Consider the following 23,025-nt stretch of genomic DNA (forward strand, 5'->3'; position numbering starts at 1 on the left):
GCATCACGGCGGCGAGATTGAATGCGGAAGTGGTATTTTTTTGGCATTACCCGGCGAAAAGCCAGTTGATGCGATAAAAAGTACAAAAAAGAGCATGGCTTTGTCGAAAAGCCGCTAGGCGGCTCGTTGACAGGTTGAACCCGCAACACATGGAGATTGCCAAATGACTGCTCAAGCCAACACCGCCCCGGATGTCAATCGCGACCTCGTGCTGACCCGCCTGATCGATGCGCCGCGCGAGAAGCTCTATGCCGCCTGGACGCAGCCCGAATTGCTGACGCAATGGTTTGCGCCCAAGCCCTGGTCGACGCCCAGGGCGGTGCTGGATGTGCGGCCCGGTGGCGCCAGCGTAGTGACGATGGCCGACGAAAGCGGCACCGAATATCCTAATCCAGGGCAATATCTGGAGGTCGTGCCCAACGAGAAGCTGGTGTTCACCGATGCCTATATCGGGGACTGGGAGCCTTCGGCCAAGCCGTTCATGACGGTGATCCTGACCTTCACCGAAGAGGCAGGGAAGACGCGGTACACGGCCATCGCCCGCCACTGGACTGCGGAAGACCGCAAGAGCCACGAAGATATGGGGTTCCATGAGGGATGGGGCATGTGCACCGACCAGTTGGAAGACCTGGTCAAGCGCATCTGAGGCGGACCAACGCTGCGAGGCGGCAGGCAAAGGTTGCGGCCTCAAGGGCTGCAACTTTGGCCGGATGCGCGCATAGCTTGCCTTCTGCGCCCATTATGTCAGGCTCGGTGCTGTCGAGTCCCTTTCTTGAGGAGGAAAACAATGGGTTTTGACGGCGTAGGCTGGCTTGCAGCAATCATCATCGGCGGTGTTGCCGGATGGCTGGCCAAACAGTTCATGCAGACCAATACGGGCCTGCTCATGAACATCATTCTGGGCATTGTCGGCGCCATCGTCGCCAGCCTGGTGCTCGGGCTATTGGGCATCTCGTTTGGCGGATGGATCGGCTATCTGATTGCCGGCTTCATCGGCGCTTGCATCATCATCGCGATCGGCCGCGCCGTTACGCGCTGAGTTCGTCATCGCACTGGGCCCCGAGCGTTTTGCCCGGGGTCAGCCTCGTCGACGTTCCACCGTCCCGAGACTCTTCGACCCGATACTGCGCCTAGATCCCGAGGGGCAAAACAGCGCATAGGGGAAAGTGGCGGAGAGGATGGGATTCGAACCCACGAGACCCTTTTGAGATCTGCGCCCTTAGCAGGGGCGTGCCTTCGGCCACTCGGCCACCTCTCCGACAAGGGGTGGATAGCGGGCACGTTCCTGGATGGCAAGTGGTTTCTGACGATGGGTGTGGAAGATGGCGGATGGCGCCGCCCCTAGGACGGCGCCAGGTGTTTACTTACCGACGAGGAGGCCCTTGGCGACGGCGGGGCGGGCAGCCATGCGTTCCATCCAGGCTTTCACATTGGGGAATTCCTCGATGTCCTGGCTCTGGTTTTTCCAGCCCTGGGCCCAGCCGATGGTAGCGATATCGGCGATGGAATAGTCGCCGGCGATATAGTCGCGGCCTTCGAGCTGCTTGTTCAGCACGCCATAGAGGCGCTTGGTCTCGTCGATATAGCGCTTTTGTGCATAGGGCAGCTTTTCGGGCGCGTAGAGATTGAAGTGGTGGTTCTGGCCGAGCATGGGGCCGAAGCCGCCCACCTGCCAGAACAGCCATTCATCGACCTTGACCTGGGCGCGCGGATCGGTGGGGTAGAGCTTGCCGAATTTGAGGGCGAGATATTTCAGAATCGCGCCGGATTCGAAAATCGAGATCGGCTCGCCCCCCGGCCCTTCGGGGTCGATAATGGCGGGAATCTTGTTATTGGGCGAGATGGCGAGAAAATCGGGGGCAAACTGCTCGCCCTTGCCGATGTCAATGCGGTGGTAGGTGTAGGGGACGCCCAGCTCTTCGAGCATGATGTGGAGTTTCTGCCCGTTCGGGGTGGGCAGCGAATAGGCTTCGATCGGCTTGGTCTGGGTGGTCATGGCACGTCCCGTTCGGAAAGGATGGGCAGATATATCGGCGGGAGACGATGGATGGCAAGGCCGGGGTAAGCAGCCCTGCCATCCAGAAGCGTCAAAGCCCTATTCCCGCGACAGCCGCAGCTGGGGCTGGCCATTGCTGGTATGGGCGGGCGAAACGCCATTGATACCAACCGTGGCGGTGACCCGCTGGCGGAAGGCGGAGAACAGCTCGGAGGTAACCACATCGACGGGCTCGTCGAATTTGATGGTCACCTGATAGTGCTGCATGTCACTGAGCAATTGCACGCCAATGACGAGACCACGGAAGTTCTGGCCAAGGTAGGTGCCCTTGACGCGGTGGCCGACCTGGACGGGCGAGGCCACGCGCTCGGGCAGCATGGCGCGGGCGGTGTTCCAATCGCGATAGCCATGGGCCTTGGCGATGGATTCGAGCGCGGCGCCATGGGTGATGGGTTCACCGGTGCGGGCGCGTTCGTCGCGATAGGCCTTGGCTTCGGATTTCAGCGTTTGAATGCTGGGAGTATCGAGCGAAAAAGACATGAAAAGGTCCTCTCATTTGCATGAGGCTGCTCAAATCACGGGAGCTCGCATTGCCATGAAGCGCCTCGCAAAGATGAACCAGTTTCCTGGATGTCTTGGCTTAACGAGCTGGACTTCACCATCGGAAATTGCTTTCCGGCGAGCGGCGGGTGCCAGTAACCTGCTCGCTAAATGAGGCGTTGCTGCCGGTTTGTCAACTTCGTGGCTGGGATGCGTCATCAAGCGGGGTGATGGGCGGATCAGACAAATGTGTTGGGCAATGGCCTTTCCAGCGGCTAGGGCTGTCTGGAGGCGGAGGACTATCGCGTGTTTGAAATATTGTTGCTGATTGCCGGGCTGGTGGGTGGCGCGTTGAACTCGCTGGCGGGGGGCGGCTCGTTCATCGTGTTTCCGGCGCTGCTGGCGGTGGGGGTACCGCCGGTGATCGCCAATGCATCCAACACCTATGCCGCCCTGCCCGGCTATGCCAGCGGCGCGGTGGGTTACTGGCATGCCATAACCAAACACAAGGACCGGCTGGCGCTCTATTCCATCATTTCGGTGATCTTCGGCTGGGTGGGGGCCGAATTGCTGCTGGTGGTGTCGGACGAGCAATTCTCGCTGGTCGTGCCCTGGCTGATGCTGTTCGCGGTGTTGCTGTTTGCGTTCGGCAATCGGCTCAATGCCTTTGTGGCGGCGCATAGTGGTGGACGGCGCGGGATGAAGCTGGCCGGGACCGTGCTGCTGCTGGTGTTCCTCGCCGGGGTTTGCGTCTATGGCGGGTTCTTCAATGCGGGTCTCGGAATCCTGCTGCTGGCATTTCTTGCCACTGCGGGGATGAGCGACATTCATGCCATGAACGGGCTCAAGCTGTGGATTTCCACATTGGTGGCGCTGGTGGCCGTGGTGCGGTTTGCGCTGAATGGGTCGATCGATTGGTATCATGGCTCCATCGCGCTGGTGGGCGTGACCGTGGGTGGATATCTGGCGGCGCGCAATGCACATCGCGTGCCGACCGGAGTGATCCGGGCAGCGGTGATTGTATATGGGGTGTTTATGACCGGGTATTTCTTTTGGGGGGCTTATGCCTGAAGTCTCTCCCCTTGAGGGAGAAGATGGCCGGAGGGGTTTCTTTCTGCAGCATCAAAGCATGGGATGACGCAGAACCCCTCACCCTGTCATTTCTGCTGAACGCAGAAATGTCGTCCCTCTCCCTCAAGGGGAGAGGGGAAGAAAGAGCTTAGTCGGCCCTCCTGATCCAGACGGCCGCGTCGTGGAAAGTGGCGCCGCCGAAGGGGGGCGCGGGGGTGGCGTTGGTTAGGGTGTTGATACCTTTGCCCCCACGATGGGATTTGTTTTGGTGCAGGCCTTCGGCGATGAGGACGCCGGTGGGCAGGCCGGTGCGGATGCGGGCGGTGAGGTGGACGCTGCCGCGACGATTGCCCAGGGTGACGAATTGGCCTTCCTCGATGCCGAGGCGCGTTGCGTCGTCGGGGTGGATGAAGACCGAGGGGACGCCTTCGCGCTTCTGGCTACCGGGGGTTTCGTTGAACGACGAATTGAGGAAGGCGCGGGCCGGACTGGTAGCGAGGCGGAACGGGTGTTCGGCGTCGGTCTTTTCGGTGACGTCCCAATGGTCGGCAAAGCGCGGCATGTCAGCGGGGTCGCAGGTCCAGAGATAGCCTTTTTTATCGGCCGTACCCTGCCAATTGGCGGCGAAGCGGAAGCGCTTGTCGGGCCAGGCGAAGCCATCGGCATAGCGGGCGACGGCGTCGGGGCGTTCGCGATCAACGAAGCCGGTTTTTTCGATCTCGTTGAGATCGCCATAGTTGGAGCGGCGGAAGGTTTCGGCAACGAGGTCGCGGTCGCCGGTTTTGAAGCTCTCGTCATCGAGGCCGAGGCGGAGCGCCAGGGCGTTGATGACTTCGTGGTTGGACCGGGTTTCACCGGGGCGCTCGATGACGGCCGGGCCATAGAGCACGCGGGTGTGGCCGCCGCGGGTGTAATAATCGTTGTGTTCGAGGAACATGGTGGCGGGCAGGACGATATCGGCCAGCTCGGCCGTTTCGGTCATGAACTGCTCGTGGACGACGAGGAACAGGTCTTCGCGGGCTAGGCCCTGACGCGCCAAAGTCTGGTCGGGGGCGACCGAGGCGGGGTTGGTGTTCTGCACGATCATGGCCATGACCGGGCCGCCGTTTTTCAACGCCTTGGCATTGCCGGTGAGGATCGGGCCGATCTCGGACATGTCGAGCCAGCGCGGATCGCCCTTTTGCAGATGGGGGCCGGTGATGCGGGATTTGTCGAGTTGCCAGGTGCCCGAATTGGAATGGAAAGCGCCGCCGCCGCGATGCTGCCAGGCGCCGGTCATGGCTGGGATGCAAAGGGCGGCATGCATGGCGGTGGCACCATTGCGCTGGCGGGTGAAGCCATAGCCGAGGCGGAAATAGGAACGCGGCGTGGTGCCGACGAGATGGGCGAATTGGGTGATCTGCTCGACGGTGAGGCCGGTGATATCAGCGGCCCATTCTGAGGTTTTGGTCGCCAGATGGACTTCGAAATCGGGCCCGAAATCGGTGAATTTGGCCATGTAGGCGCGGTCGGCCAGGTTGTCGCGCAGCAGGATATGCATGACGGCCACGGCCAGGGCGCCATCGGTGCCGGGGCGGAGGACGAGGCCCAGATCGGCCTGGGCCATGGTGGCGGTTTCGTAGATATCGATGACGACGACCTTGGCGCTGCGCTCCTTTTTGGCCCGCATGGCGTGGGTCATGACGTTGACCTGGGTGTGTACCGCATTGGTGCCCCAGATGACGACGCAATCGCTTTCGGCCATTTGTTCGGGATTGACGCCGCCCAGCATGCCGGTGCCGGCGATATAGCCGGGCCAGGCGGTGCCGGTGCAGATGGTGTCGTATTGGCGGGAATAGCCTTTGGCGGCGCGGAGGCGATCAATGCCGTCGCGCTGCACATGGCCCATCGTGCCGGCGTAATAATAGGGCCAGATGGCTTCGGCGCCGTGCTCGGCTTCGATCTGGTTGAAGCGGGCGGCGATTTCGTCCAGCGCTTCGTCCCAGCCGATCTGTTGCCATTGGCCGCTGCCCTTGGGGCCAATGCGGCGCAGGGGATGGGTCAGGCGGTCGGGGTGGTGGATGCGCTCGGCGTAACGGGCGACTTTTTCGCAGATGACGCCGGCGGTGTAGGGATCGTCCTTGGCGCCACGGACGCGGCCGATGGTGCTGTTGTCGATGATATCCACATCCAGCGCGCAGGCGGAGGGGCAATCATGAGGACACACGGAGCGTGCGGTGCGAAGGGCGACTGGTTTGTTCATGGGGTCAAAATAGCCCAGTGGCGAAGGGGCGTCCAAGCGATTGTTTTGATCGCGGGATCAAGGGGCGTGATGGGCGTGCGAAAGCGCCGCCTGGTGCGGTTATCGAATAGACGGACGGACCCCGAGACGGCTTTCGCCTCGTGAGGAATTTAAAAATGAGACGACGCCGTCTCGGGGTGCCGGGACTTTTTCGGACGGCGCGATCGCAGACCCCAGCGTTTGCCGTAGCGCCCGCCCGATTGCCTCGTCCGCTCGACCCGGAGCGGAGCGCGACCTCCCCTCCCCCGGCTGCCCTCCGGACGCTCGTCGCTGCAGCGCCGCCCGTATCCCGGAAGATGGAGGGAGTATGGGGCAGGTTTTGGGGGTGGGGGATAAGAGGGATAAGTGAGCTCTTTGCTGTCCCCGAACACCTTTGGTGGATGCCACTACTGTTCCAATATCACCGGCCCTTCCCTCGGACTCGTCCCGAGGGCCCTTCTCAATCCGGCGCAATTGGCGAGTGGCCCCCGGGTCGAGCCCGAGGGAGAGAGGTGGGGAGGAGAGATTGGGGGCAAACCCGGGGACGGAAACGCCTACAGCGTAGCAAACGCCTTGGTGGCGGTTTCGGCGTTGCGGCGGGCGCGGTTGGTGGCGTGTTTGGCCAGTTGGGCGGCGCCGGAGTGGAATTGGGAGAAGGTGACTTTGCGCGCATCGTGGGTGGCGATGGTGATGCCGCGCCAATTGGGGCGCACGCTGCTCACATCCGACCAGGCGAGACTGGTTTGCTTGCCGAAGGCGGTGTGGTGTTCGAGCAGCGTATTGTTCCAGCGGACGCGCGTGAACAGGCCGCCGATGCCGATGCCGACGGCCCCTGCCCCGAGCAGCGTGGCGGCGGTGAAGGCGGCCAGCATCTGGGTGGGTTCGACAATGGAGGTGCTGCCGACGAAAATGACGGCGGACATGAGGACCACGGCCAGCGCTGCAGCGCCGTAGCAGGCGAAATATTCGACCATGGAAGGGCGCAGTTCGGTCCAGCCGTCGACGCTGACAGCTTCTTCGCCTTGCACGAGGCGTAGCGCCAGGAAGGCGGCATAGCCGAAGGCAACCACGCCGGCGGCGCGGGCAAGCGGCAGGCTGGCGGTGGCGGGAATATGTTTGAGAAGAAGAAGGACGAGGATCACGGCAAGTGGCATAGCCACTTCCTGCCAACGCAAGGGCACTATTGCTCTCCAAAACTGGGGGCCGGCGACGCGATCGGCGGATACGAAACCGAATCTAGCAAGGATCGCAGATTTGGCTATTAACAATTTCGGGAAGAGGCAATGCCGTGGCAGTGCATCGGCCTTTTTGTCACAGATTGGCGGCGCGGCCGGGTTCGCAGATTGATTCAAGGCGCTGGCATTTTGATTCATGCCAGCGCCGTAGAGAATTGAAAGATCAGGACAAAATCTTGAGACCGACAATGCCGGCGATGATCAGGCCGATGCTGGCGAGGCGCGCGGCAGTGGCGGGATCGCCGAACAGATACATGCCCAGAATGGCGGTGCCGACGGTGCCGATACCGGTCCAGACGGCGTAGCCGGTGCCCACGGGCAGATCGCGCAAGGCGATGCCGAGCAGGATGACGCTGATGATCATGGCGCCGACGGTGAGGATGGTGGGCAGCGGGCGGGTGAACCCCTCGGTATATTTGAGGCCGATGGCCCAACCCATTTCAAAGATGCCGGCAATGGTGAGATAGACCCAAGCCATGGGATTTACTCCTAGCTGTGGCGGGTCGTCCCGGCCGAAAAGTTGGGAAGCGCAAGGTCGTCCTCGCGTCGCGCCATAGATAGGACATTGGGGGGCAAAGGTGAAGGGGTGGGCCTAATAAGCCGTGCCGGTCAGTTGCTCGCTTAGCGTCCAGAGCTGTTCCTGGGCCGCTTCGTCATAGGCGGCGGGGATGGCTCGGCTGGGTTTGTAATGCTTGAAATAGACGCCGGAGGTTTGCGCCAGGGCCGGATCGGTGGCGAGGCGGACGAGCTTTTTGCCGGCTTTTTCGGGCGAGGCCATGAGCGGCGCCAGTAGCGTATGGGCGAGGAAGCGGGAAGCGCCGCGCGTGCGGCGGTAGATGTCGGTACGGACTAGGCCCGGGGCGAGGCAATTGGCGGTGATGCCGGTGCCTTCGAGGCGGCGGGCCAGGGCGAAGGTGAATTGCACGTTGGCGAGCTTGGTCTGGCCGTAGACGCGGTAGCCGTCATAGGCGCGGTCGCGGTTGTAATCGGAGAAATCGAAGGGGAATTGCAGGCTCGAGGCGGTGAGCACGATGCGGGCGGCGCCATGGGCCTTGAGGGCGTCGTGGAGGAGATGGGTGAGCAGGAAGGGCGCGAGGTGATTGATGGCGAGCGTCATTTCCACGCCATCGGGGGAAAGTGTGCGCTCGCTGAAATGGGCGCCGGCATTGGCGATGAAGCCGGAAAGGCGCTTGTGACGCCCGGTGATGCGGGCGGCGGCGGCGCTGATATCGGCTTGCGAGGACAGGTCGGCATGTTCGAGCTCGACGGCGCGATTGCCGGAGCGCTGCACGATTTCGGCATGGGCGTCCCTGCCCTTTTGGCCGTCGCGGAGCAGCAGGACGAGCGGATGACCCAGTTGGGCCAGCTGGAGTGCGGCGGCCTTGCCCATGCCTGAGGAGGCGCCGGTGATGATGATGGGGGAAGTCGGCAAGATGGGTTCCGAAGTGCGCTGGGTGGCGGTGTACTAGGGAGACAAAAGGGCTGGCCGATGGCGGGAACGGAGTTGTGAAGGGCGCTTACGTCCGGGCCTTTGTGGCTCCCGTCACCCCACCCTTGATCCCTCCCCATCAAGGGGAGGGAGACGATGGAGCGGAGGGATTGGGGTACCCCTCCTAGCCTCCCCTGACAGGGGGAGAGATCGAGGTCTCAGATTTGCGGCTTGCGCTTGGCTTTGTGGTCTTTGCCGGCTGGTTTGTCTTTTTTGGCGTAGGGAGCGCCATCGCCAGCGGGCTTGCCGGCCCATTTTGGCTTGCCCTTGTCCTTGGTGGGAGCCTTGGGAGCACGGGGCTTGTCGAAGTCCTTGCGAGGCGGACGCGGGGCCTCGGCGGGCGCGGGCTGGAAGTCTTCGGCGCCGAGGGTGGACGAGCCGTAGCGCTGCTGGCGGTCACTGCGTTCGGGACGGGCGGCCATGGGGTCGTAGCGTTCGACGGGGCCTGGCGGGCGCTTGCCGGATGGGCGGGGCGTGGCCTGACGTTCGCCGGGGGCTTCGATGGACGAGATGGTGACGCCGCGTTCGCCCGAGCCATTGCGCGCGATGGCGGCAGCGAAGGCATCGGCCTTGCCGGCAGCAACTTCGAAATGGGATTCGGTATCGAAAATGCGGATCGAGCCGATGGCCGTCTTGGTGACGTTACCGGCCTTGCACAGCATGGGCAGGACCCAGCGGGGCTCGGCCTTGTGCTTGCGGCCGACGGTGACCTTGAACCAGGTGCCGCCCTCGAATTTTTCGCGGGTGCGGGGGTCCTTGTCGCCCGGCCGGTCCGGCATGGCGTTTTCGGTGACATCTTCGGGGGCTGGGCGGGCGGCGAATTGCTGGCGCAGATAGGCGGCCGCGATGGCTTCGGGGCTGTAGCGGGCGAGCAGCTGGCCGACGAAATCGGCTTCGTCCTCGGCGACCGGCAGGCTGAGGGAGGCGTTGGAGAGGATGCCTTCGCGGTAGCGGGCATCGATCTCGCTCGCGGTGGGCGGGCCCATCATGGTGACGTCGAGCTTGGCGCCCTTGAGGATGCGCTGGGCGACGTTGCGGCGATGCATCGGGGCGATGATGACGCAGGTGCCCTTGCGGCCAGCGCGACCGGTGCGGCCCGAACGGTGCAGGAGTGTGTCGGGATTGGTCGGCAGGTCGGCGTGGATGACCAGGTCAAGATTTGGCAGATCAATGCCGCGGGCGGCAACGTCGGTGGCGACGCAAATATGGGCACGGCCATCGCGCATGGCCTGCAGCGCATTGGTGCGCTCCGACTGGGAGAGCTCGCCCGACAGGGTCACGACGTCGAAGCCGCGATTGTGGAGGCGGGCGGAGAGGTGTTTGACGCCTTCGCGGGTGGAGGCGAAGACGATGGTGTTGACCGATTCAAAGTAGAGCAGCGTATTGATGATGGCGTTTTCGCGCTCGGCGGCGGGAACCAGCATCAGCTTGTAGTCGATGTCGGCGTGCTGCTCGGTAGCGCTGGAGGCGGCAACGCGCAGGGCATCGCGCTGGAAGGTCTTGGCGAGCTGGGCGATCGGCTTGGGCACGGTCGCGGAGAAGAGCAGCGTGCGACGATCTTCGGGGGCGGCGTCGAGGATGAATTCGAGGTCTTCGCGGAAGCCGAGGTCGAGCATTTCATCGGCTTCGTCGAGCACGACTGCGCGGAGCGCCGACATGTCGAGGGCCCCACGGGTGATGTGGTCGCGCAGACGGCCGGGGGTGCCGACGACGATATGGGCGCCGCGTTCGAGCGCGCGGCGCTCGGTGCGGGCATCCATGCCACCAACGCAGGAGGCGGTGCGGGCGCCGGCTTCGGCATAGAGCCAATCGAGTTCGCGCTGCACCTGCAGGGCGAGTTCGCGGGTGGGGGCAATGACCAGCGCCAGGGGGGCGCCGACTTCGGTGAAGCGCTCGGCATCACCCAATAGGGTTGGCGCAATGGCCATGCCGAAGGCGACGGTCTTGCCGGAGCCGGTTTGAGCGGAGACGAGTAGATCGCGGCCGGCGGTTTCATCTTCGATGATGGCGGCTTGCACGGGCGTCAGCGTCTCGTACCCCTTGGCGGCAAGGGCACGGGCGAGCGGAGCAAGAATGGTTTCAGGCAGGGACAAATCAGTTCTTTCGTGGGACGTCGATCAAGCAACGACGTCATTTCCGCGTAAGCGGGAATCCCACTTCTTGCGGATGGATTGGCCAGGGAAATTCCCGCTTATGCGGGAATGACGCCGGGGCGGTTGCGTGCAGCATAGCACAAATAAAGCAAAAGGCCGCCCGGCGGGCGGCCTACCAAATGAATTGGCAGTCGTCAGCCTTCTCCCCTTGAGGGAGAAGGTGCCCCAACGGGGCGGATGAGGGGTTCGATGCTCACTCTAACATATAAGCATGGGCGAGCGCAGAACCCCTCACCCTCGAAAATCGGCTGAACGCCGATTTTCTATCCCTCTCCCTCAAGGGGAGAGGGGAAGTACGGTTGTTGTGGAAAATTCGTGCCATTCGAGCATAGCTCTCATGGCCTTCTTACCTCAAATCGCTCCACCGGAGCGATTTGCCCTGCGGGACGGCTCGAAGTCCCTCAAGGGGAGAGGGGTAGGAAGTGGGACTAGCCGACCAGTTCGTCGTCGTTGAAGAAGAACTTGATTTCCTGGGTAGCGGTCTCGGGAGCGTCCGAGCCGTGCACGGAGTTTTCGCCGATCGAGAGGGCGAATTCCTTGCGGATGGTGCCTTCGGCGGCGTTTGCCGGGTTGGTCGCGCCCATCACGTCACGGTTCTTGAGGATGGCGCCTTCGCCTTCCAGAACCTGCACGACGACGGGGGAAGCGATCATCTGCTCGACCAGTTCGCCGAAGAAGGGACGATCCTTATGGACCGCGTAGAAGCCTTCGGCCTGAGCGCGGGTCATGTGGATCTTCTTGAGCGCGATCGGACGCAGGCCGGCGTCTTCGAACTTGGTCAGGATCTTGCCGATGAGGTTACGACGGACGGCATCGGGTTTGATGATGGAGAAAGTGCGTTCGATCGCCATTGAAGCTGGTCCTTATTGCGATAAAGGGCTGAGAAAGGTGCTGCCTTCTATCGGGAGACGGTGACGGAGACAAGACTAGTTGGAAACCTCGATCGTGCCGCTGTGCTGAGGTTGCCCGCTTGGTGCCTGAATGATCACGTCGAGTGCGGTGATGTCGGCGCCGGCGTCGATAGTGACATCGACCGGGATCTGCACGATCTGCATGGTGCACATTTCGGAGGTGTCATGGGTGGGGATGGTGAGGGCCAGCGTGCCGCCGGAAACATCGCCCAGAACCGGCTCGTCGACGGCCTGGCAGGCGCCGCCCTCGAAGGTCAGTTTGAGCTGGACCTGATCGGCATCGACGCGCGTGGCGGAGGAGTCGATAAAGGCGGGGCCTTCATTGGGCGATGGCTCGGGCATTGGGGCGAAGGGCGCGTCGGCGAATGCAGCGGTCGTGCTGAGGGCCAGGATGGTGGCGAGGGCGAATTGGCGCATGTGGTCCTCCATTTTTGAGGAGGCTAGATGGCGAGTTTGGCAACCGCGTGTCAACTATACCGCAATGGCGGTTGCCATAAGGGGTTCTTAACTTTATCCAGCAGCCAACACCTTTTCGCAGGGGCGTTGCCGCATTGGCGCCGCATGTGCCGCACAGACCCCTGCCCTCCTCACTAGATTGCCGTTGTCATGCTCACGATCAATAATCTCACCTACCGCATTCAGGGCCGCGAATTGTTCGAGGATGCCTCGGTGGTGCTGCCCACCGGCTCCAAGACCGGGTTTGTCGGCAAGAACGGCACGGGCAAGACCACATTGTTCCATTTGCTGCAGGGCCATATCTCGGCCGATGCGGGCAATATCGAATTGAACAAGAAGGCGCGCATTGGCGCGGTGGCGCAGGAAGCGCCGGCCGGCAATGAAAGCGTGCTGGACGTGGTGATGGCGGCCGACAAGGAGCGCACCGCGCTGATGGCGGAAGCCGAGACCGCGACGGACCCGGACCGGATCAGCGAGATCTATACGCGGCTGGCCGATATCGACGCCTATTCGGCGGAGGGGCGGGCATCATCGATTTTGAAGGGCCTGGGCTTTGAGCAGGACCGCCAGAATGCGCCGACGCATGAGCTGTCGGGCGGCTGGCGCATGCGCGTGGCGCTGGCCGGCGTGCTGTTTTCCCAGCCTGATCTATTGCTGCTGGACGAGCCGACCAACTATCTGGATCTCGAAGGCACGTTGTGGCTGGAAAAATATCTGGCCACCTATCCCTATACCGTCTTCATGATCAGCCACGATCGTGACCTGCTGAACAAGTCGGTCAATTCGATCATCCATCTCGAACACAAGAAACTGACCTTCTACAAAGGCAATTACGACACGTTCGAAACTACGCGACGCATGCAGATGGAGCTCAACAACAAGGGCCGCGAAAAGGCGCTCGACCAGGTGGCGCATCTGCAGAAATTCGTCGACCGCTTCAAGGCCAAGGCCTCCAAGGCCAAGCAGGCCCAGTCGCGCATGAAGATGATCGAAAAGCTGCGACCGCCTGCGGCGATGTTCGACGAATATGCGGCGCCGTTCACTTTCCAGCAGCCCAAGGCCGAGCAGGCAACGCCCATGCTTACGCTAGATGGCGTATCGACAGGCTATGGCGACAAGACCATTCTGCGCAATGTGAACATGCGGATCGACCCAGAGGATCGGATTGCCTTGATCGGGGTGAATGGTAACGGCAAGTCTACTTTTGCAAAGCTCCTTGCCGGCGACATCAAGCCGACGGGCGGCACGCTTGCGAAGGGCAAGAAGCTGGAAATCGCGCATTTTGCGCAGCACCAGATGGACAAGCTCAAGCCCGACTGGACGCCATTCGAGCATGTCGTGGAGCTGATGCCCACCGAGAGCGAAGCCAGGCGCCGTTCGCGCCTGAGCCAGATGGGCCTGACCAAATCGCGCATGGACACGCTGGCCAAGAACCTGTCGGGTGGCGAGCGCGCGCGGCTGTTGATGGGCCTGATCACCTTTGGCGGTCCGGGGATGATGATCCTCGACGAGCCGACCAACCATCTCGATATCGATAGCCGCGATGCGCTGGTGCATGCGCTGAACGATTATGAAGGCGCCGTGCTGATCATCAGCCACGACCGCCATCTGATCGAAGCGACCTGCGATACGCTATGGATCGCCGAGGGCGGCACTATTCGCGAACTGGACGAGGATCTGGACAGCTACCAGCGCTCGATCACTTCCAATAAAGAAAGCAAGAGCAGCGGTGGCAAGGGCGGCGGCAACAAGCTGTCCAAGCAGGAGGCAGCGGCCAAGCGGGCCGAAATCGCCCCGATCAAGGCGAGCATTAAGGATGTGGAAACCAAGATTGCCCGTTTGAAGGTGGAAATCGACAAAATCGGCGCCCAGCTCGACGATCCGAAAATCTACAATGGCGCTCCCGAACGCCTGATCGCTTTGGGCAAGGACAAGGCGCGTCTAAGCGCCGATCTCGAGGCTGCGGAAGAAAAATGGCTGGCGCTGAGCGCCGAACTTGAGAGTGTCGAGCGCGCATGAGGAAACTGGCCGCCAAGGACGTGATTTTCACGTTAGGGATGGAACGCCATCCCGAAGGCGGCTGGTATGCGCGGACATTCGAGGACAATGCCAGCACTGACGGACGGCCTAAATCCACGGCGATTTATTACCTGCTCGAAGCGGGCGACCAATCGCACTGGCATCGCGTGGACGCGGTCGAAGTGTGGCATTTCTATGCCGGCGCGCCGCTGCGCCTGCGCATTTCCGATGGCCGGACGGTGGACGAACAGGTGCTGGGCGCTGATCTCGATAGTGGTCAGCGGCCGCAAATCGTGGTGCCGCGTGAAGCCTGGCAGGCCGCGGAAAGCACGGGAGACTGGACGCTGGTGGGCTGCACCGTGGCGCCGGGGTTCCAATTCTCTGGATTTGAGCTCGCCGACAAGACCTGGGCGCCGGGCGGCGATTAAGAAAGTTTCAAACGGTCTTTAAGCCCGTTTGTCAGCGTGAGTTGACAGCGCAGCGTCCTTGCAATCTGCTGGCCACAACGAAGAATCCGAAGAGTTGGTCATGCGCACATTCTATCGTGGCATCGTTCTTTCGATCGGTTTGTGCGCGATGGCCCTGCAAGGGACGGCGGCAGCGGAGCTGAGCAAGAAGGAACGGGCCGAAATCCGGCGCTTCGCGGCCAATAACAGTCTTTTCGTGCTGTATCATGAAATCGCGCATCTGCTGGTCGACCAGCTCAACCTGCCGGTGCTGGGGCGGGAAGAAGACGCGGCCGACAACATGGCCACCTGGACCTTGCTGAGCAAGCGGACCCGCGAGGCCGACCAGGCGCTGGCCGACGCGGCCAAGGGCTGGGTGCTGTCGGGCGTGGCTTATGACAGTGGCGGGGTGGAGAGCGACTATGCGGCCGCCCATACGCTGGACAAGCAGCGCGCCTATCAGATCGTGTGCCTGATGGTGGGCAGCGACGACAAGGCGTTCCAGCCGATCGCCAATGATTACGCGCTGGATCGCGACCGGCGCGACACCTGCTATTTCGACTATGAACTGGTCAAGCGCAGTTTTGAGGGCCTGCTGGGCACGCGGGCGAACAAGAATGGCACGGGCACCAAGGTGACGGTGACCTATCATGATGCGGGTGGACGGCTGAAAGATGCGGCGGCCGCGTTCAAATCGAGCGGGGTGTTCGACCAGGTCGCCGATGAATTGCGCAATCGCTACAATCTGCGGGAAAATGTGCAGTTCAACGCCAAGCGCTGCGGGGAGGCCAATGCCTTCTATGACCCAGAAACCGTCGAGATCATCTTCTGCTACGAGCTGATGCAGGACTATATGGACCTCTATCAGGAGGACATAACCCAGAAGGCCGACGTGCCGCCGCAGAGCCGGCAGAAGGACAAGGACAAGCCTAGCTGAAACCGACGTAACGGCCGGGTTTGTGATTGAGCGCGACGATCAGGTTAAGCACCAGCGCGCCGAGGACCGAATAGAGCACCCGGTCGAACGGCAGCACGAAAAACGCGATCAGCAGGATCACTGTATCGACGCCGAGCTGGAAATAGCCGGCGCGGATGCCGAAATTTTCCTGCAGGAACAGGGCGAGGATGTTGATGCCGCCCACGCTGGCCTTGTGGCGGAACAGCGAGAGAATGCCCAGCCCGATCAGCCCGCCCCCGACCAAAGCCGCAAACAGCGGATGGATGCTGGAAATATCCAGCCAATCGGGAAAATGGACGGAAAACCACGAGACCAGGGCAACGCTGAGGAAGGTCTTGATGGCGAAGGGCCAGCCCATGCGCAGCACGGCCAACACGTAGAATGGCAGGTTGATGGCGAAGAACAGCCAGCCGAAGGGGATGCCGGTGGCATATTGCAGCAGCAGGGCAATGCCGGCCGTGCTGCCGGTGATCAGGGTGACTTGCGCGTAAAACACGATGCCGAGCGAGACCAGCGTGGTGCCGATCAGGATGGCGAAAATGTCTTCGTGGAGTTGGTGGCGGCTGGGAGTGGACAGATCGGGCGTCATGCCTTCTTGACCCAGCGGCCGCTGGCTTCCTGCTGCCAATAGGTCACACTGTTGCCGTCGCGCAGGGCTTTCCAGGCGAGACGGGCTTCGGCCACCGCATCGGGATCATGGCCGGAGAACATGTAGACGATGCGCTCATAGCCATCGGCGGATTGGGGCACGGCGCGATCAACGAAGAAACGGCAGGCGGCGCCGTTGGGATTGTCGAGGCCGGTGGTGATGAGGATGGGCTGGAGGCTGTCGGTTTCTTCCCCGGCCAGGCCATGGGCCAGGAAACTATCCTCGCGATAGGTCCAGAGATGCGCATCGAGCGCCTCGGCGCGCTCGGTGGAGCCGACTTCGACTACGGCACGCCAGCCGCGTTCGAGGGTTTTTTCCAGCAGCAGCGGAATGACCGCTTCGAGCGGGCGGGCTTCGAGATGGTAGAAGAGGATATCAGGCATGGCCCTACTTAAGCGCGAGAGGCTGGTGGGTGGAAGACTGAATCGGTGCGCGACGATGCCGAAGTGGTCGCCTTCTCCCCTTGTGGGAGAAGGTGCCCGAAGGGCGGATGAGGGGTTCTGTGGCGTCTGCGAGCCCCGAAGCATGGGCTTGCGCAGCCCCCTCACCCTCGCAAATCCGCTGAACGCGGATTTCCTATCCCTCTCCCACAAGGGGAGAGGGATAGAAGGTTGGCTAACCCTGGTAATAGTCCCTGACTAGCCGATCGAGCAGGGCGACGCCGAAACCTGCCGACCAGGAGGTGTTGATTTCGGTGGCGCTAGCGCCGAAGGCGGTGCCGGCGATGTCCAGATGCGCCCAGGGGACGTTGTTGACGAAGCGCTGCAGGAATTGGGCCGCGGTGATCGAGCCGGCGGGGCGGCCGACCGAATTGCGGATATCGGCGAATTTGGATTCGATCAGCTTGTCATAGGCGGGGCTGAGCGGCATGCGCCAGAGCTTTTCATTGGCGGTGAGGCCGGCATTGAGCAGCTGAATGGCCAACTCGTCATTGTTGGAGAAAAGGCCTGCATGTTCGTGGCCGAGCGCGACGATGATGGCGCCGGTGAGGGTCGCCAGGTTGATCATGAAGCGGGGCTTGAAGCGGTCCTGCGTGTACCAGAGCGCGTCGGCCAGCACGAGGCGGCCTTCGGCATCGGTATTGATCACTTCGATCGTGGTGCCGCTCATGGCGGTAACGATATCGCCGGGGCGGACGGCATTGCCCGAAGGCATGTTTTCGACCAGACCGATGACGCCCACCGCATTGACCGGCGCCTTGCGGCCGGCGAGCGCCCGCATGAGGCCGGTGACGGCGGCGGCGCCACCCATGTCGCCCTTCATTTCCTCCATGGAGGCGGCGGGCTTGATGGAAATGCCGCCGGTATCGAAGACCACGCCCTTGCCCACGAAGGCCAGCGGCGCAGCGCCGACATCGCCACCGCGCCATTGCATGACGACGAGGCGGGCAGGACGATCCGAGCCCTGGGCGACGCAGAGCAGCGAGCCCATGCCGAGCTTTTCGAGCTCGGCGGGTTCGAGAATTTCGACATCGACGCCGAGGGCGGACAATTCGGCGGCCTTGGCGGCGAATTCGACCGGGCCCAGGACGTTCGCCGGCTCGTTGATCAGGTCGCGCGCGAGCAGCGTGCCCTCGACGACGGCGCCGCGATCGGCAATGGCGGTATCGGTGGCGGCGGGGTCGGCGACATGCAGCGTGATAGAGATGTCGCCGGCCGGCTCGTCGGGCCGCGCGGTCTTGTATTTGTCGAACTTGTAGTGGCGCAGACGGAGGCCCGCGGCCAATTCGGCAATGGCGGCGGGAGTGGCGCCGGGTTCATCCACGATGACGGCGACCGACTCGGCGCGGGCGGCGGCGATCTTGGCGAAGAGCGAGCCGCCGCGATCGGTCCAGGCGTTGAGGGGGGCCTTGTCATCAGGCTTGCCCTTGCCCAGGACGATCAGGCGGCCAGCGCCCTGCCCTATAATGTCGAGCGCCTGGCCCTGCTTGCCCTTGAAGGCGGCGGAAGCGCTGACTGAATGCCAATCGAGCCCAGTGGCGGACCAGATGGCGGCGCCGGCGCCGGCGGGGGCTTCGCCTTCGGCGGCATAGATGATGGTCAGGGGTGCGGAAACGCCGGCAAAGGCTGCCGTTTGGATCGAAAGTTTCTGGGACATTGGACGGCCTTGCAAGACATGGCGGGCGCCATGCGAAGATGTTTTCCGAAGCATTGAGGGGAATGGAGGCCGCGTCAATCCCGCAACACAGGCGAGGCAAAGGCGCGCGGCTTCTGTCCCCAGCTTGTGCGAAAATTGGAAAGGCCGCAGTGTCGACACGGTCCTGAACAGGACATAAAAGCGGCGCTTGTGGACGCCATGGGTGCCGAATGAAGCGACTAACCGCCTATCTGTCACGCCTGTTCGTCATCGATGCGATGATCCTGTTCGGCGTGGTCTGCGTGCTGCTGTGGCTGGTCAATTGCCTGCGTTCGTTCGATGTGGTGTCGGTGAAGGGGCAAGGGCTGGTGACGCTGGCGCTGCAGGCGCTGCTGACCATGCCGCCGCTGGCGCTGACCTTCTTTTATGTCTGTATCGGCATCGGACTGGCGCGGGCGCTGCTGGCGCTGCAGGCCAGCCGTGAATTGCACATCATCCATACCAGCTATGGCCTGCCCTCGCTGTGGCGGGCCACGGGCGTGGTGGCGGTGGCCGGCGTTGTGGCGGTGCTGCTGATCTCGAATTTTCTGGCGCCCATGGCCAATAAGCGGCTCAACATTCTTTCGGCCAGCGTGGCCGCCGACCTGATCAGCACGACGCTCAAGCCCAAGCGCTTCACCCAGGTAACGCCGGGCGTGCTGCTGCTGATCGGCGGGCGCGCGGGCAATGGCGAAATCACCGAATTCTTTGCCGATGACCGGCGCGACCCGGAAATGCGCCACACCTATATGGCCGATACCGCGCGTGTTTCCACCGATGGCGAGGGCTATGTCATCGAGCTCTATAATGGGGCACTGCAATATACTTCGAGCACCGGCCAATTCTCGGAAATTTCGTTCAGCCGGTACGACCTCAATGTCGAGCGGCTGTCGCAGACGACGGGGGTAGCGGACCCATTGCTCGAAACCGACAGCGTCTCGCTGGTGAGCGCGGCCCTGGCTAGCGGCGAATGGCCGCCGGAATTGGTCAAGGAGCTGTCCAAACGCATGTTCGAAGCGCTCAAGGTGGTCGGTATCTGCATGCTGGTGCTGGCGATCTGCGGCTTTCCCAGCGGGCGGCGAACGCGCTTTTCTCTGCCAATGGAAGTGGTCGTGATGCTGCTGGCCTTTGTCGAGCTGGGCGTCAGCGCCTATAGCCCGCTGGGGTCCTCGACCGGCGCATTGCTGATGATGGTGGTGGGCGGCACAATTCTGCTGGTGCGGGCACGGCCGCGCCACCCCGGCGCCGTGGTGCCCGTATGACCCGGATCGACTGGCTGGTGCTGTCGCGGCTGGCGAGCCGCATCGGGGTGACCGTGTTCGTGTTCTACGGCATCATCACGCTGGTGGAAGCGCTGGATACCGGGCGCTTCAATTTCGTCGCCGAAAGCCGGGGCATGGCCATGGCCTTCCTGATGGTGGCGATGAGCGGAGTGCGCTGGACCATCAAGACGCTGCCGGTGACAGTGCTGATGGGCGCCATTGTGGGTTTCATCGACCTCAAGGCGCGGCATGAACTGACGGTGATCAAAAGCAGCGGGCTATCGATCTGGCGGATCGTGCGCGCGCCCACCATTGCGCTGATGCTGGTCAGTTTCGTAATCGCGCTGGGAGCGGAAACGATCAGCACGCAGATCAATCGCGAACTCAATCCGACGCCGCCCGGCGAAGCCTCGATGCTGACTCCGGGGGAAATCTGGCTCGAGCAGCGGTCCGGGGACACGCGCTATGTGATGCTGGCGACCGATATGCGGCCGGGCGGCTCGGTATTGGGCAATGTGACGGTGTTCAACCTCAGCAATGCCCCCGACCATCGAATCGAGGCCCCGGAGGCGCGGCTGGAAAACGGCTATTGGGTGCTGCCGACCGCCATAGTGCGCAATCCCGACACGCCACCGCATGAGGTTTACAACTACACATTGCCCACCACCTCGACGCCGGCCGAGATCAACCTGCGGCTCGCCTCGACCGAGGATATGACGTTTTTCGAGCTGGCGCGCCTGCTGCAAACCGGCGTGACGGACAGCGCAATCCGCAGCGCCGCATCGATGCGGCTGATCAAATTGCTCGCCCTGCCGCTGGTGTTAACAGGCTCGCTGTTCATTGCTTTTGCGTTTACCGCAGGTTATCGAAGGTCGTCTAATTTTGGTCCCGCGGTTCTCTACGGGATCGTGCTTGGGTTTGTAGTATTCGTGATTACCGAGATGGCCGACCGGGCCGGGTCGACCGGCGTTCTCGATCCCGCGTTTGCCGCAGTCGGACCAGCGTTCGTAGCCATCGTCATTGGCGTGACGGTGCTGCTGCATAAGGAAGACGGGCGTACGTGAGTAAGGGCTGGGGCGCATATATCCGATCGTCACTCCGCCTGGCGGCCGCCGGCGCGGTGCTTGGCATTGCCCTTGGCGGGGGCGCGATGGCGCAGGGCCTGCTCCCCGCCGATTTCTTCAACGCTCCGATCGATCCGAGCGCGCCCACCGGCGTCGAGGCCGACAATCTGGCGTTTGACGGCAATACCAATATCATTACGGCCAGCGGCAATGTGGTGGTGACCCGTGGCGGCTATACGCTGAGCGGGCAGAACCTGGTTTATAACCGACTGACCAGCGACGCGCATTTTGTGGGCGCGGTCACCATCCGCGACCCATCCAACAATGTGACCGAAACCAACGACCTGCAACTGACCGGCGGGATGAAGCAGGCGCTGCTCGATGCCCTGACCATTACCAGCTATGACGGCGCGCGGATCACGGCGGACAGCGCCGATTACGTGGGGGCGCTGCAGACGGTGTTGAACAACGCCACCTATGCGCCCTGCGGGGAATGCGTGGATGGCAAGGGCCGGCGCATTGGCTGGTCGATGCATGCCAACCGCGTCACGCAGAATCGGGCGGATGGTTCGCTAGCACTAGAACAGCCAAGCCTTGCCATATTGGGTGTGCCGGTGGCCTGGCTGCCTTATCTTTGGCTGCCTGACACCAGTTCGGGGACGGTTGCGGGGCTCCGTACGCCTTCGTTCGACTATAGCGAAGAGATCGGCCTCAAGGTCGAAGTGCCGGTGGCGGTTTATTCCACGCGCTGGACCGAGGTGATCCTGACGCCGACGCTGCTGACCGGCCAAGGCTTCCTGCTGGGCGCGGAATGGATCCAGCGCTTCGACAATGGCTCGTTCAACATCAAGGCGTCGGGCCTGTACCAGTTCAATCCCGGCGCTTTCACCTTCTCTGAAGCGCAGGAGGAATGGCGGGGGGCATTGCAGAGCTCGGGCGAGTTCCGCCCGATCGCCGACTGGACGGTTGGCTGGTCCTATACCAAGTTCACCGACGCGGCCTATCTAGAAGATTACCGGATGACCACGGCCAAATCGTCGGTCAACGAGGTCTATGCCACCAATCTGACGCCCGACACCTATATCGACCTACGGATGCAGCAGTTTAACGTGCTGGGCGACGTGACCGAGGATAGCCAGCGGCAGCAGGCCAAGGCGCTGCCCAATGCCCGGTTCGAACATTTCATCGAAATGGCTCCCGGCATGGGGCGGTTCGAGATCAGCGGGCGGCTGCTGGGCGTGCGACGGGATGATGGTTCCTATACAGAGCGCCGCGTGGCAGACGACGAACCTGCCGTCCCCTACCATCTCGGCTATTCCGGCGAGAAAACCCATGCCCTGTTCCAGGCCGGCTGGCAGAACCAGTGGATTGGTGCGGGTGGGTTTGTGGCGACGCCCTATCTGGGTGGCCGGGCCGATGTCGCTTATTACGACGGCACCAGCGCCGCCGCGGGCGCTCCGGGCGAAACGACGCTGTGGAGCGCGACGCCCATTGCGGCGATGGATGTGCGTTTCCCCATGGCGGCCAGCGATGGCTCGACGGTGCATCTGATCGAGCCGATCGGCCAATTGGTCTATCGCGGATCGGACACTACGGCAGTCGGCGTCACCAATGACGATGCGCAGAGCTTCGTCTTCGATGACACAAATTTGTTCAGCTATAACCGCTTCAGCGGCAGCGACCGGCAGGAGACGGGCCTGCGCGCCAATATCGGTGGGCGCTACCAGGCCAATTTCGTGGATGGCTCCTATCTCGAACTGCTAGGCGGGCAATCGTTCCACCTGGCTGGCGCCAATGCCTTTGCGGCCCCGGACCAAGCGCAGACCGGCGTGGGCGGCGGGTTGGAAGACGAGACCTCCTATGCCGTGCTGGGCGCCTATGGCGTGTTCTCACCCGGCTTTAAGGTCGGCGGCAAAGTGCAGGTAAACACTGACGATTGGCTGCTGGCGCGCACCGGGCTGGGCGTGACCTATTCCAATGCCGGGTACTCGGCGACGGTGGATTACAATTACATCGCGGCCAATGAGCGGGCCGGCGTGATCAAGGACCAGCAGGAAATCGGGCTGGAGCTGGGCGTGCCGCTGATGGATTATTGGCGCGTCACCGGCAACACCTATTGGGACATCACCAATAGCAGCTGGCTGCAAGTGGGCGCGGGCCTGACCTATGACGATGGCTATGTGGTGATCGGCGCCACCGCGACGCGCACCGGACCGACGCATACGAGCCCCGATGATACCCGGTTTACCGGCAGCTTCCGGCTGAAGACACCGGCCGGGCTCGACCTGGGGGTCATGGGCGCCACACAGTAGCGTGTGTTGCGGATTTTGGCCGCAATCATCGGGCAATTGACAGCGTGCTTTTCCCGCCGCATTGAGAGCGGGCACGAATTCTTGGACAG

At 62.5% G+C, this 23,025-nt stretch carries 21 protein-coding genes and 1 tRNA gene; 9 read left to right on the forward strand and 13 right to left on the reverse strand.

What is annotated here, in order from left to right; genetic code table 11:
- Window positions 1-163: 163 nt before the first annotated feature.
- Together N8A98_RS21900 and N8A98_RS21905 are read left to right on the forward strand one after the other, a co-directional pair.
- Window positions 164-646, forward strand: a complete 483-nt coding sequence (locus N8A98_RS21900; RefSeq protein ID WP_262168473.1) for an SRPBCC family protein — start codon at window positions 164-166, stop codon at window positions 644-646.
- 141 nt (window positions 647-787) lie between these two features.
- Window positions 788-1,039 carry a GlsB/YeaQ/YmgE family stress response membrane protein gene (locus N8A98_RS21905; RefSeq protein ID WP_262168475.1) on the forward strand — a complete coding sequence of 84 codons (252 nt, stop codon included), beginning with the start codon at window positions 788-790 and terminating at the stop codon, window positions 1,037-1,039.
- Between the two features lie 128 nt (window positions 1,040-1,167).
- Here N8A98_RS21905 and N8A98_RS21910 read toward each other — a convergent pair.
- The 3 genes from N8A98_RS21910 to N8A98_RS21920 all read right to left on the reverse strand — a co-directional run bounded on the left by N8A98_RS21910 (window position 1,168) and on the right by N8A98_RS21920 (window position 2,536).
- Window positions 1,168-1,258 (reverse strand) — tRNA-Ser (locus tag N8A98_RS21910).
- 102 nt (window positions 1,259-1,360) lie between these two features.
- Complete coding sequence (locus N8A98_RS21915) at window positions 1,361-1,996, reverse strand: glutathione S-transferase N-terminal domain-containing protein (protein ID WP_262168477.1); 636 nt, start codon at window positions 1,994-1,996, stop codon at window positions 1,361-1,363.
- 99 nt (window positions 1,997-2,095) lie between these two features.
- Window positions 2,096-2,536 carry a glyoxalase superfamily protein gene (locus tag N8A98_RS21920; RefSeq protein WP_113121614.1) on the reverse strand — a complete coding sequence of 147 codons (441 nt, stop codon included), beginning with the start codon at window positions 2,534-2,536 and terminating at the stop codon, window positions 2,096-2,098.
- 306 nt (window positions 2,537-2,842) lie between these two features.
- Here N8A98_RS21920 and N8A98_RS21925 point away from each other — a divergent pair, with 306 nt between their 5' ends.
- Window positions 2,843-3,607, forward strand: coding sequence for a sulfite exporter TauE/SafE family protein (locus tag N8A98_RS21925; protein ID WP_262168480.1), 765 nt, complete (start codon window positions 2,843-2,845; stop codon window positions 3,605-3,607).
- Window positions 3,608-3,755: 148 nt separating this feature from the next.
- Here the strand turns inward: N8A98_RS21925 and N8A98_RS21930 are convergent, their stop codons facing one another.
- The 7 genes from N8A98_RS21930 to N8A98_RS21960 form a co-directional block, all read right to left on the reverse strand.
- Window positions 3,756-5,849, reverse strand: a complete 2,094-nt coding sequence (locus N8A98_RS21930) for a molybdopterin-containing oxidoreductase family protein (protein ID WP_262168482.1) — start codon at window positions 5,847-5,849, stop codon at window positions 3,756-3,758.
- Window positions 5,850-6,421: 572 nt separating this feature from the next.
- Window positions 6,422-7,021 carry a hypothetical protein gene (locus N8A98_RS21935; RefSeq protein ID WP_262168484.1) on the reverse strand — a complete coding sequence of 200 codons (600 nt, stop codon included), beginning with the start codon at window positions 7,019-7,021 and terminating at the stop codon, window positions 6,422-6,424.
- 244 nt (window positions 7,022-7,265) lie between these two features.
- Window positions 7,266-7,580 (reverse strand): quaternary ammonium compound efflux SMR transporter SugE, encoded by a 315-nt coding sequence (gene sugE, locus N8A98_RS21940; protein WP_262168486.1) that lies wholly within the window; start codon window positions 7,578-7,580, stop codon window positions 7,266-7,268.
- A 114-nt stretch (window positions 7,581-7,694) separates the two neighbouring features.
- On the reverse strand, window positions 7,695-8,534 hold the full coding sequence (locus N8A98_RS21945) for an SDR family oxidoreductase (protein ID WP_262168488.1): 840 nt from the start codon (window positions 8,532-8,534) through the stop codon (window positions 7,695-7,697).
- 215 nt (window positions 8,535-8,749) lie between these two features.
- A complete protein-coding gene (locus N8A98_RS21950; RefSeq protein ID WP_262168490.1) occupies window positions 8,750-10,684 on the reverse strand; it encodes a DEAD/DEAH box helicase in 1,935 nt (644 codons plus the stop codon).
- Window positions 10,685-11,172: 488 nt separating this feature from the next.
- Window positions 11,173-11,595, reverse strand: coding sequence for a nucleoside-diphosphate kinase (gene ndk / locus N8A98_RS21955; RefSeq protein WP_262168492.1), 423 nt, complete (start codon window positions 11,593-11,595; stop codon window positions 11,173-11,175).
- A 75-nt stretch (window positions 11,596-11,670) separates the two neighbouring features.
- A complete protein-coding gene (locus N8A98_RS21960; protein WP_262168494.1) occupies window positions 11,671-12,072 on the reverse strand; it encodes a hypothetical protein in 402 nt (133 codons plus the stop codon).
- A gap of 189 nt (window positions 12,073-12,261) precedes the next feature.
- Between N8A98_RS21960 and N8A98_RS21965 the strand changes: the two genes are divergently transcribed.
- The 3 genes from N8A98_RS21965 to N8A98_RS21975 all read left to right on the forward strand — a co-directional run bounded on the left by N8A98_RS21965 (window position 12,262) and on the right by N8A98_RS21975 (window position 15,513).
- Complete coding sequence (locus tag N8A98_RS21965; RefSeq protein WP_262168496.1) at window positions 12,262-14,130, forward strand: ABC-F family ATP-binding cassette domain-containing protein; 1,869 nt, start codon at window positions 12,262-12,264, stop codon at window positions 14,128-14,130.
- Window positions 14,127-14,558, forward strand: a complete 432-nt coding sequence (locus N8A98_RS21970) for a cupin domain-containing protein (protein ID WP_262168498.1) — start codon at window positions 14,127-14,129, stop codon at window positions 14,556-14,558. The genes N8A98_RS21965 and N8A98_RS21970 overlap by 4 nt, the downstream gene beginning before the upstream one ends.
- A 100-nt stretch (window positions 14,559-14,658) precedes the next feature.
- Window positions 14,659-15,513 carry a DUF4344 domain-containing metallopeptidase gene (locus tag N8A98_RS21975; protein ID WP_262168500.1) on the forward strand — a complete coding sequence of 285 codons (855 nt, stop codon included), beginning with the start codon at window positions 14,659-14,661 and terminating at the stop codon, window positions 15,511-15,513.
- Here the strand turns inward: N8A98_RS21975 and N8A98_RS21980 are convergent.
- The 3 genes from N8A98_RS21980 to N8A98_RS21990 form a co-directional block, all read right to left on the reverse strand.
- Window positions 15,506-16,123 carry a YitT family protein gene (locus N8A98_RS21980; protein WP_262168502.1) on the reverse strand — a complete coding sequence of 206 codons (618 nt, stop codon included), beginning with the start codon at window positions 16,121-16,123 and terminating at the stop codon, window positions 15,506-15,508. The two genes, N8A98_RS21975 and N8A98_RS21980, sit on opposite strands and share 8 nt — an antisense overlap.
- Window positions 16,120-16,566, reverse strand: coding sequence for a DNA polymerase III subunit chi (locus N8A98_RS21985; protein ID WP_113123174.1), 447 nt, complete (start codon window positions 16,564-16,566; stop codon window positions 16,120-16,122). The genes N8A98_RS21980 and N8A98_RS21985 overlap by 4 nt, the downstream gene beginning before the upstream one ends.
- 232 nt (window positions 16,567-16,798) lie before the next feature.
- On the reverse strand, window positions 16,799-18,280 hold the full coding sequence (locus N8A98_RS21990) for a leucyl aminopeptidase (RefSeq protein ID WP_262168505.1): 1,482 nt from the start codon (window positions 18,278-18,280) through the stop codon (window positions 16,799-16,801).
- 209 nt (window positions 18,281-18,489) lie between these two features.
- Between N8A98_RS21990 and N8A98_RS21995 the strand changes: the two genes are divergently transcribed.
- Genes N8A98_RS21995 through N8A98_RS22005 form a run of 3 tightly spaced genes read left to right on the forward strand, consistent with a single transcriptional unit; the run spans window position 18,490 to window position 22,936 of the window.
- Complete coding sequence (locus tag N8A98_RS21995) at window positions 18,490-19,560, forward strand: LptF/LptG family permease (RefSeq protein WP_262168506.1); 1,071 nt, start codon at window positions 18,490-18,492, stop codon at window positions 19,558-19,560.
- Complete coding sequence (locus N8A98_RS22000) at window positions 19,557-20,624, forward strand: LptF/LptG family permease (protein ID WP_262168508.1); 1,068 nt, start codon at window positions 19,557-19,559, stop codon at window positions 20,622-20,624. The genes N8A98_RS21995 and N8A98_RS22000 overlap by 4 nt, the downstream gene beginning before the upstream one ends.
- Entirely contained in the window at window positions 20,621-22,936 is a 2,316-nt protein-coding gene (locus tag N8A98_RS22005; protein ID WP_262168511.1) for an LPS-assembly protein LptD, read from the forward strand. Before N8A98_RS22000 ends, N8A98_RS22005 begins: the two co-directional genes overlap by 4 nt.
- The last annotated feature ends 89 nt before the right edge of the window (window positions 22,937-23,025 follow it).

It is taken from the genome of Devosia neptuniae (assembly GCF_025452235.1).
Taxonomy (GTDB): domain Bacteria; phylum Pseudomonadota; class Alphaproteobacteria; order Rhizobiales; family Devosiaceae; genus Devosia.

Coding starts and splice junctions, on each gene's coding strand:
- N8A98_RS21965 (WP_262168496.1), top strand. CDS start 12,262: ATGCTCACGATCAATAATCTCACCTACCGCATTCAGGGCCGCGAATTG.
- N8A98_RS22000 (WP_262168508.1), top strand. CDS start 19,557: ATGACCCGGATCGACTGGCTGGTGCTGTCGCGGCTGGCGAGCCGCATC.
- N8A98_RS21930 (WP_262168482.1), bottom strand. CDS start 5,849: ATGAACAAACCAGTCGCCCTTCGCACCGCACGCTCCGTGTGTCCTCAT.
- sugE (WP_262168486.1), bottom strand. CDS start 7,580: ATGGCTTGGGTCTATCTCACCATTGCCGGCATCTTTGAAATGGGTTGG.
- N8A98_RS21935 (WP_262168484.1), bottom strand. CDS start 7,021: ATGCCACTTGCCGTGATCCTCGTCCTTCTTCTTCTCAAACATATTCCC.
- N8A98_RS21980 (WP_262168502.1), bottom strand. CDS start 16,123: ATGACGCCCGATCTGTCCACTCCCAGCCGCCACCAACTCCACGAAGAC.
- N8A98_RS21960 (WP_262168494.1), bottom strand. CDS start 12,072: ATGCGCCAATTCGCCCTCGCCACCATCCTGGCCCTCAGCACGACCGCT.
- N8A98_RS21905 (WP_262168475.1), top strand. CDS start 788: ATGGGTTTTGACGGCGTAGGCTGGCTTGCAGCAATCATCATCGGCGGT.
- N8A98_RS21900 (WP_262168473.1), top strand. CDS start 164: ATGACTGCTCAAGCCAACACCGCCCCGGATGTCAATCGCGACCTCGTG.
- N8A98_RS21915 (WP_262168477.1), bottom strand. CDS start 1,996: ATGACCACCCAGACCAAGCCGATCGAAGCCTATTCGCTGCCCACCCCG.
- N8A98_RS21985 (WP_113123174.1), bottom strand. CDS start 16,566: ATGCCTGATATCCTCTTCTACCATCTCGAAGCCCGCCCGCTCGAAGCG.
- ndk (WP_262168492.1), bottom strand. CDS start 11,595: ATGGCGATCGAACGCACTTTCTCCATCATCAAACCCGATGCCGTCCGT.
- N8A98_RS21975 (WP_262168500.1), top strand. CDS start 14,659: ATGCGCACATTCTATCGTGGCATCGTTCTTTCGATCGGTTTGTGCGCG.
- N8A98_RS21920 (WP_113121614.1), bottom strand. CDS start 2,536: ATGTCTTTTTCGCTCGATACTCCCAGCATTCAAACGCTGAAATCCGAA.
- N8A98_RS21970 (WP_262168498.1), top strand. CDS start 14,127: ATGAGGAAACTGGCCGCCAAGGACGTGATTTTCACGTTAGGGATGGAA.
- N8A98_RS21995 (WP_262168506.1), top strand. CDS start 18,490: ATGAAGCGACTAACCGCCTATCTGTCACGCCTGTTCGTCATCGATGCG.
- N8A98_RS21990 (WP_262168505.1), bottom strand. CDS start 18,280: ATGTCCCAGAAACTTTCGATCCAAACGGCAGCCTTTGCCGGCGTTTCC.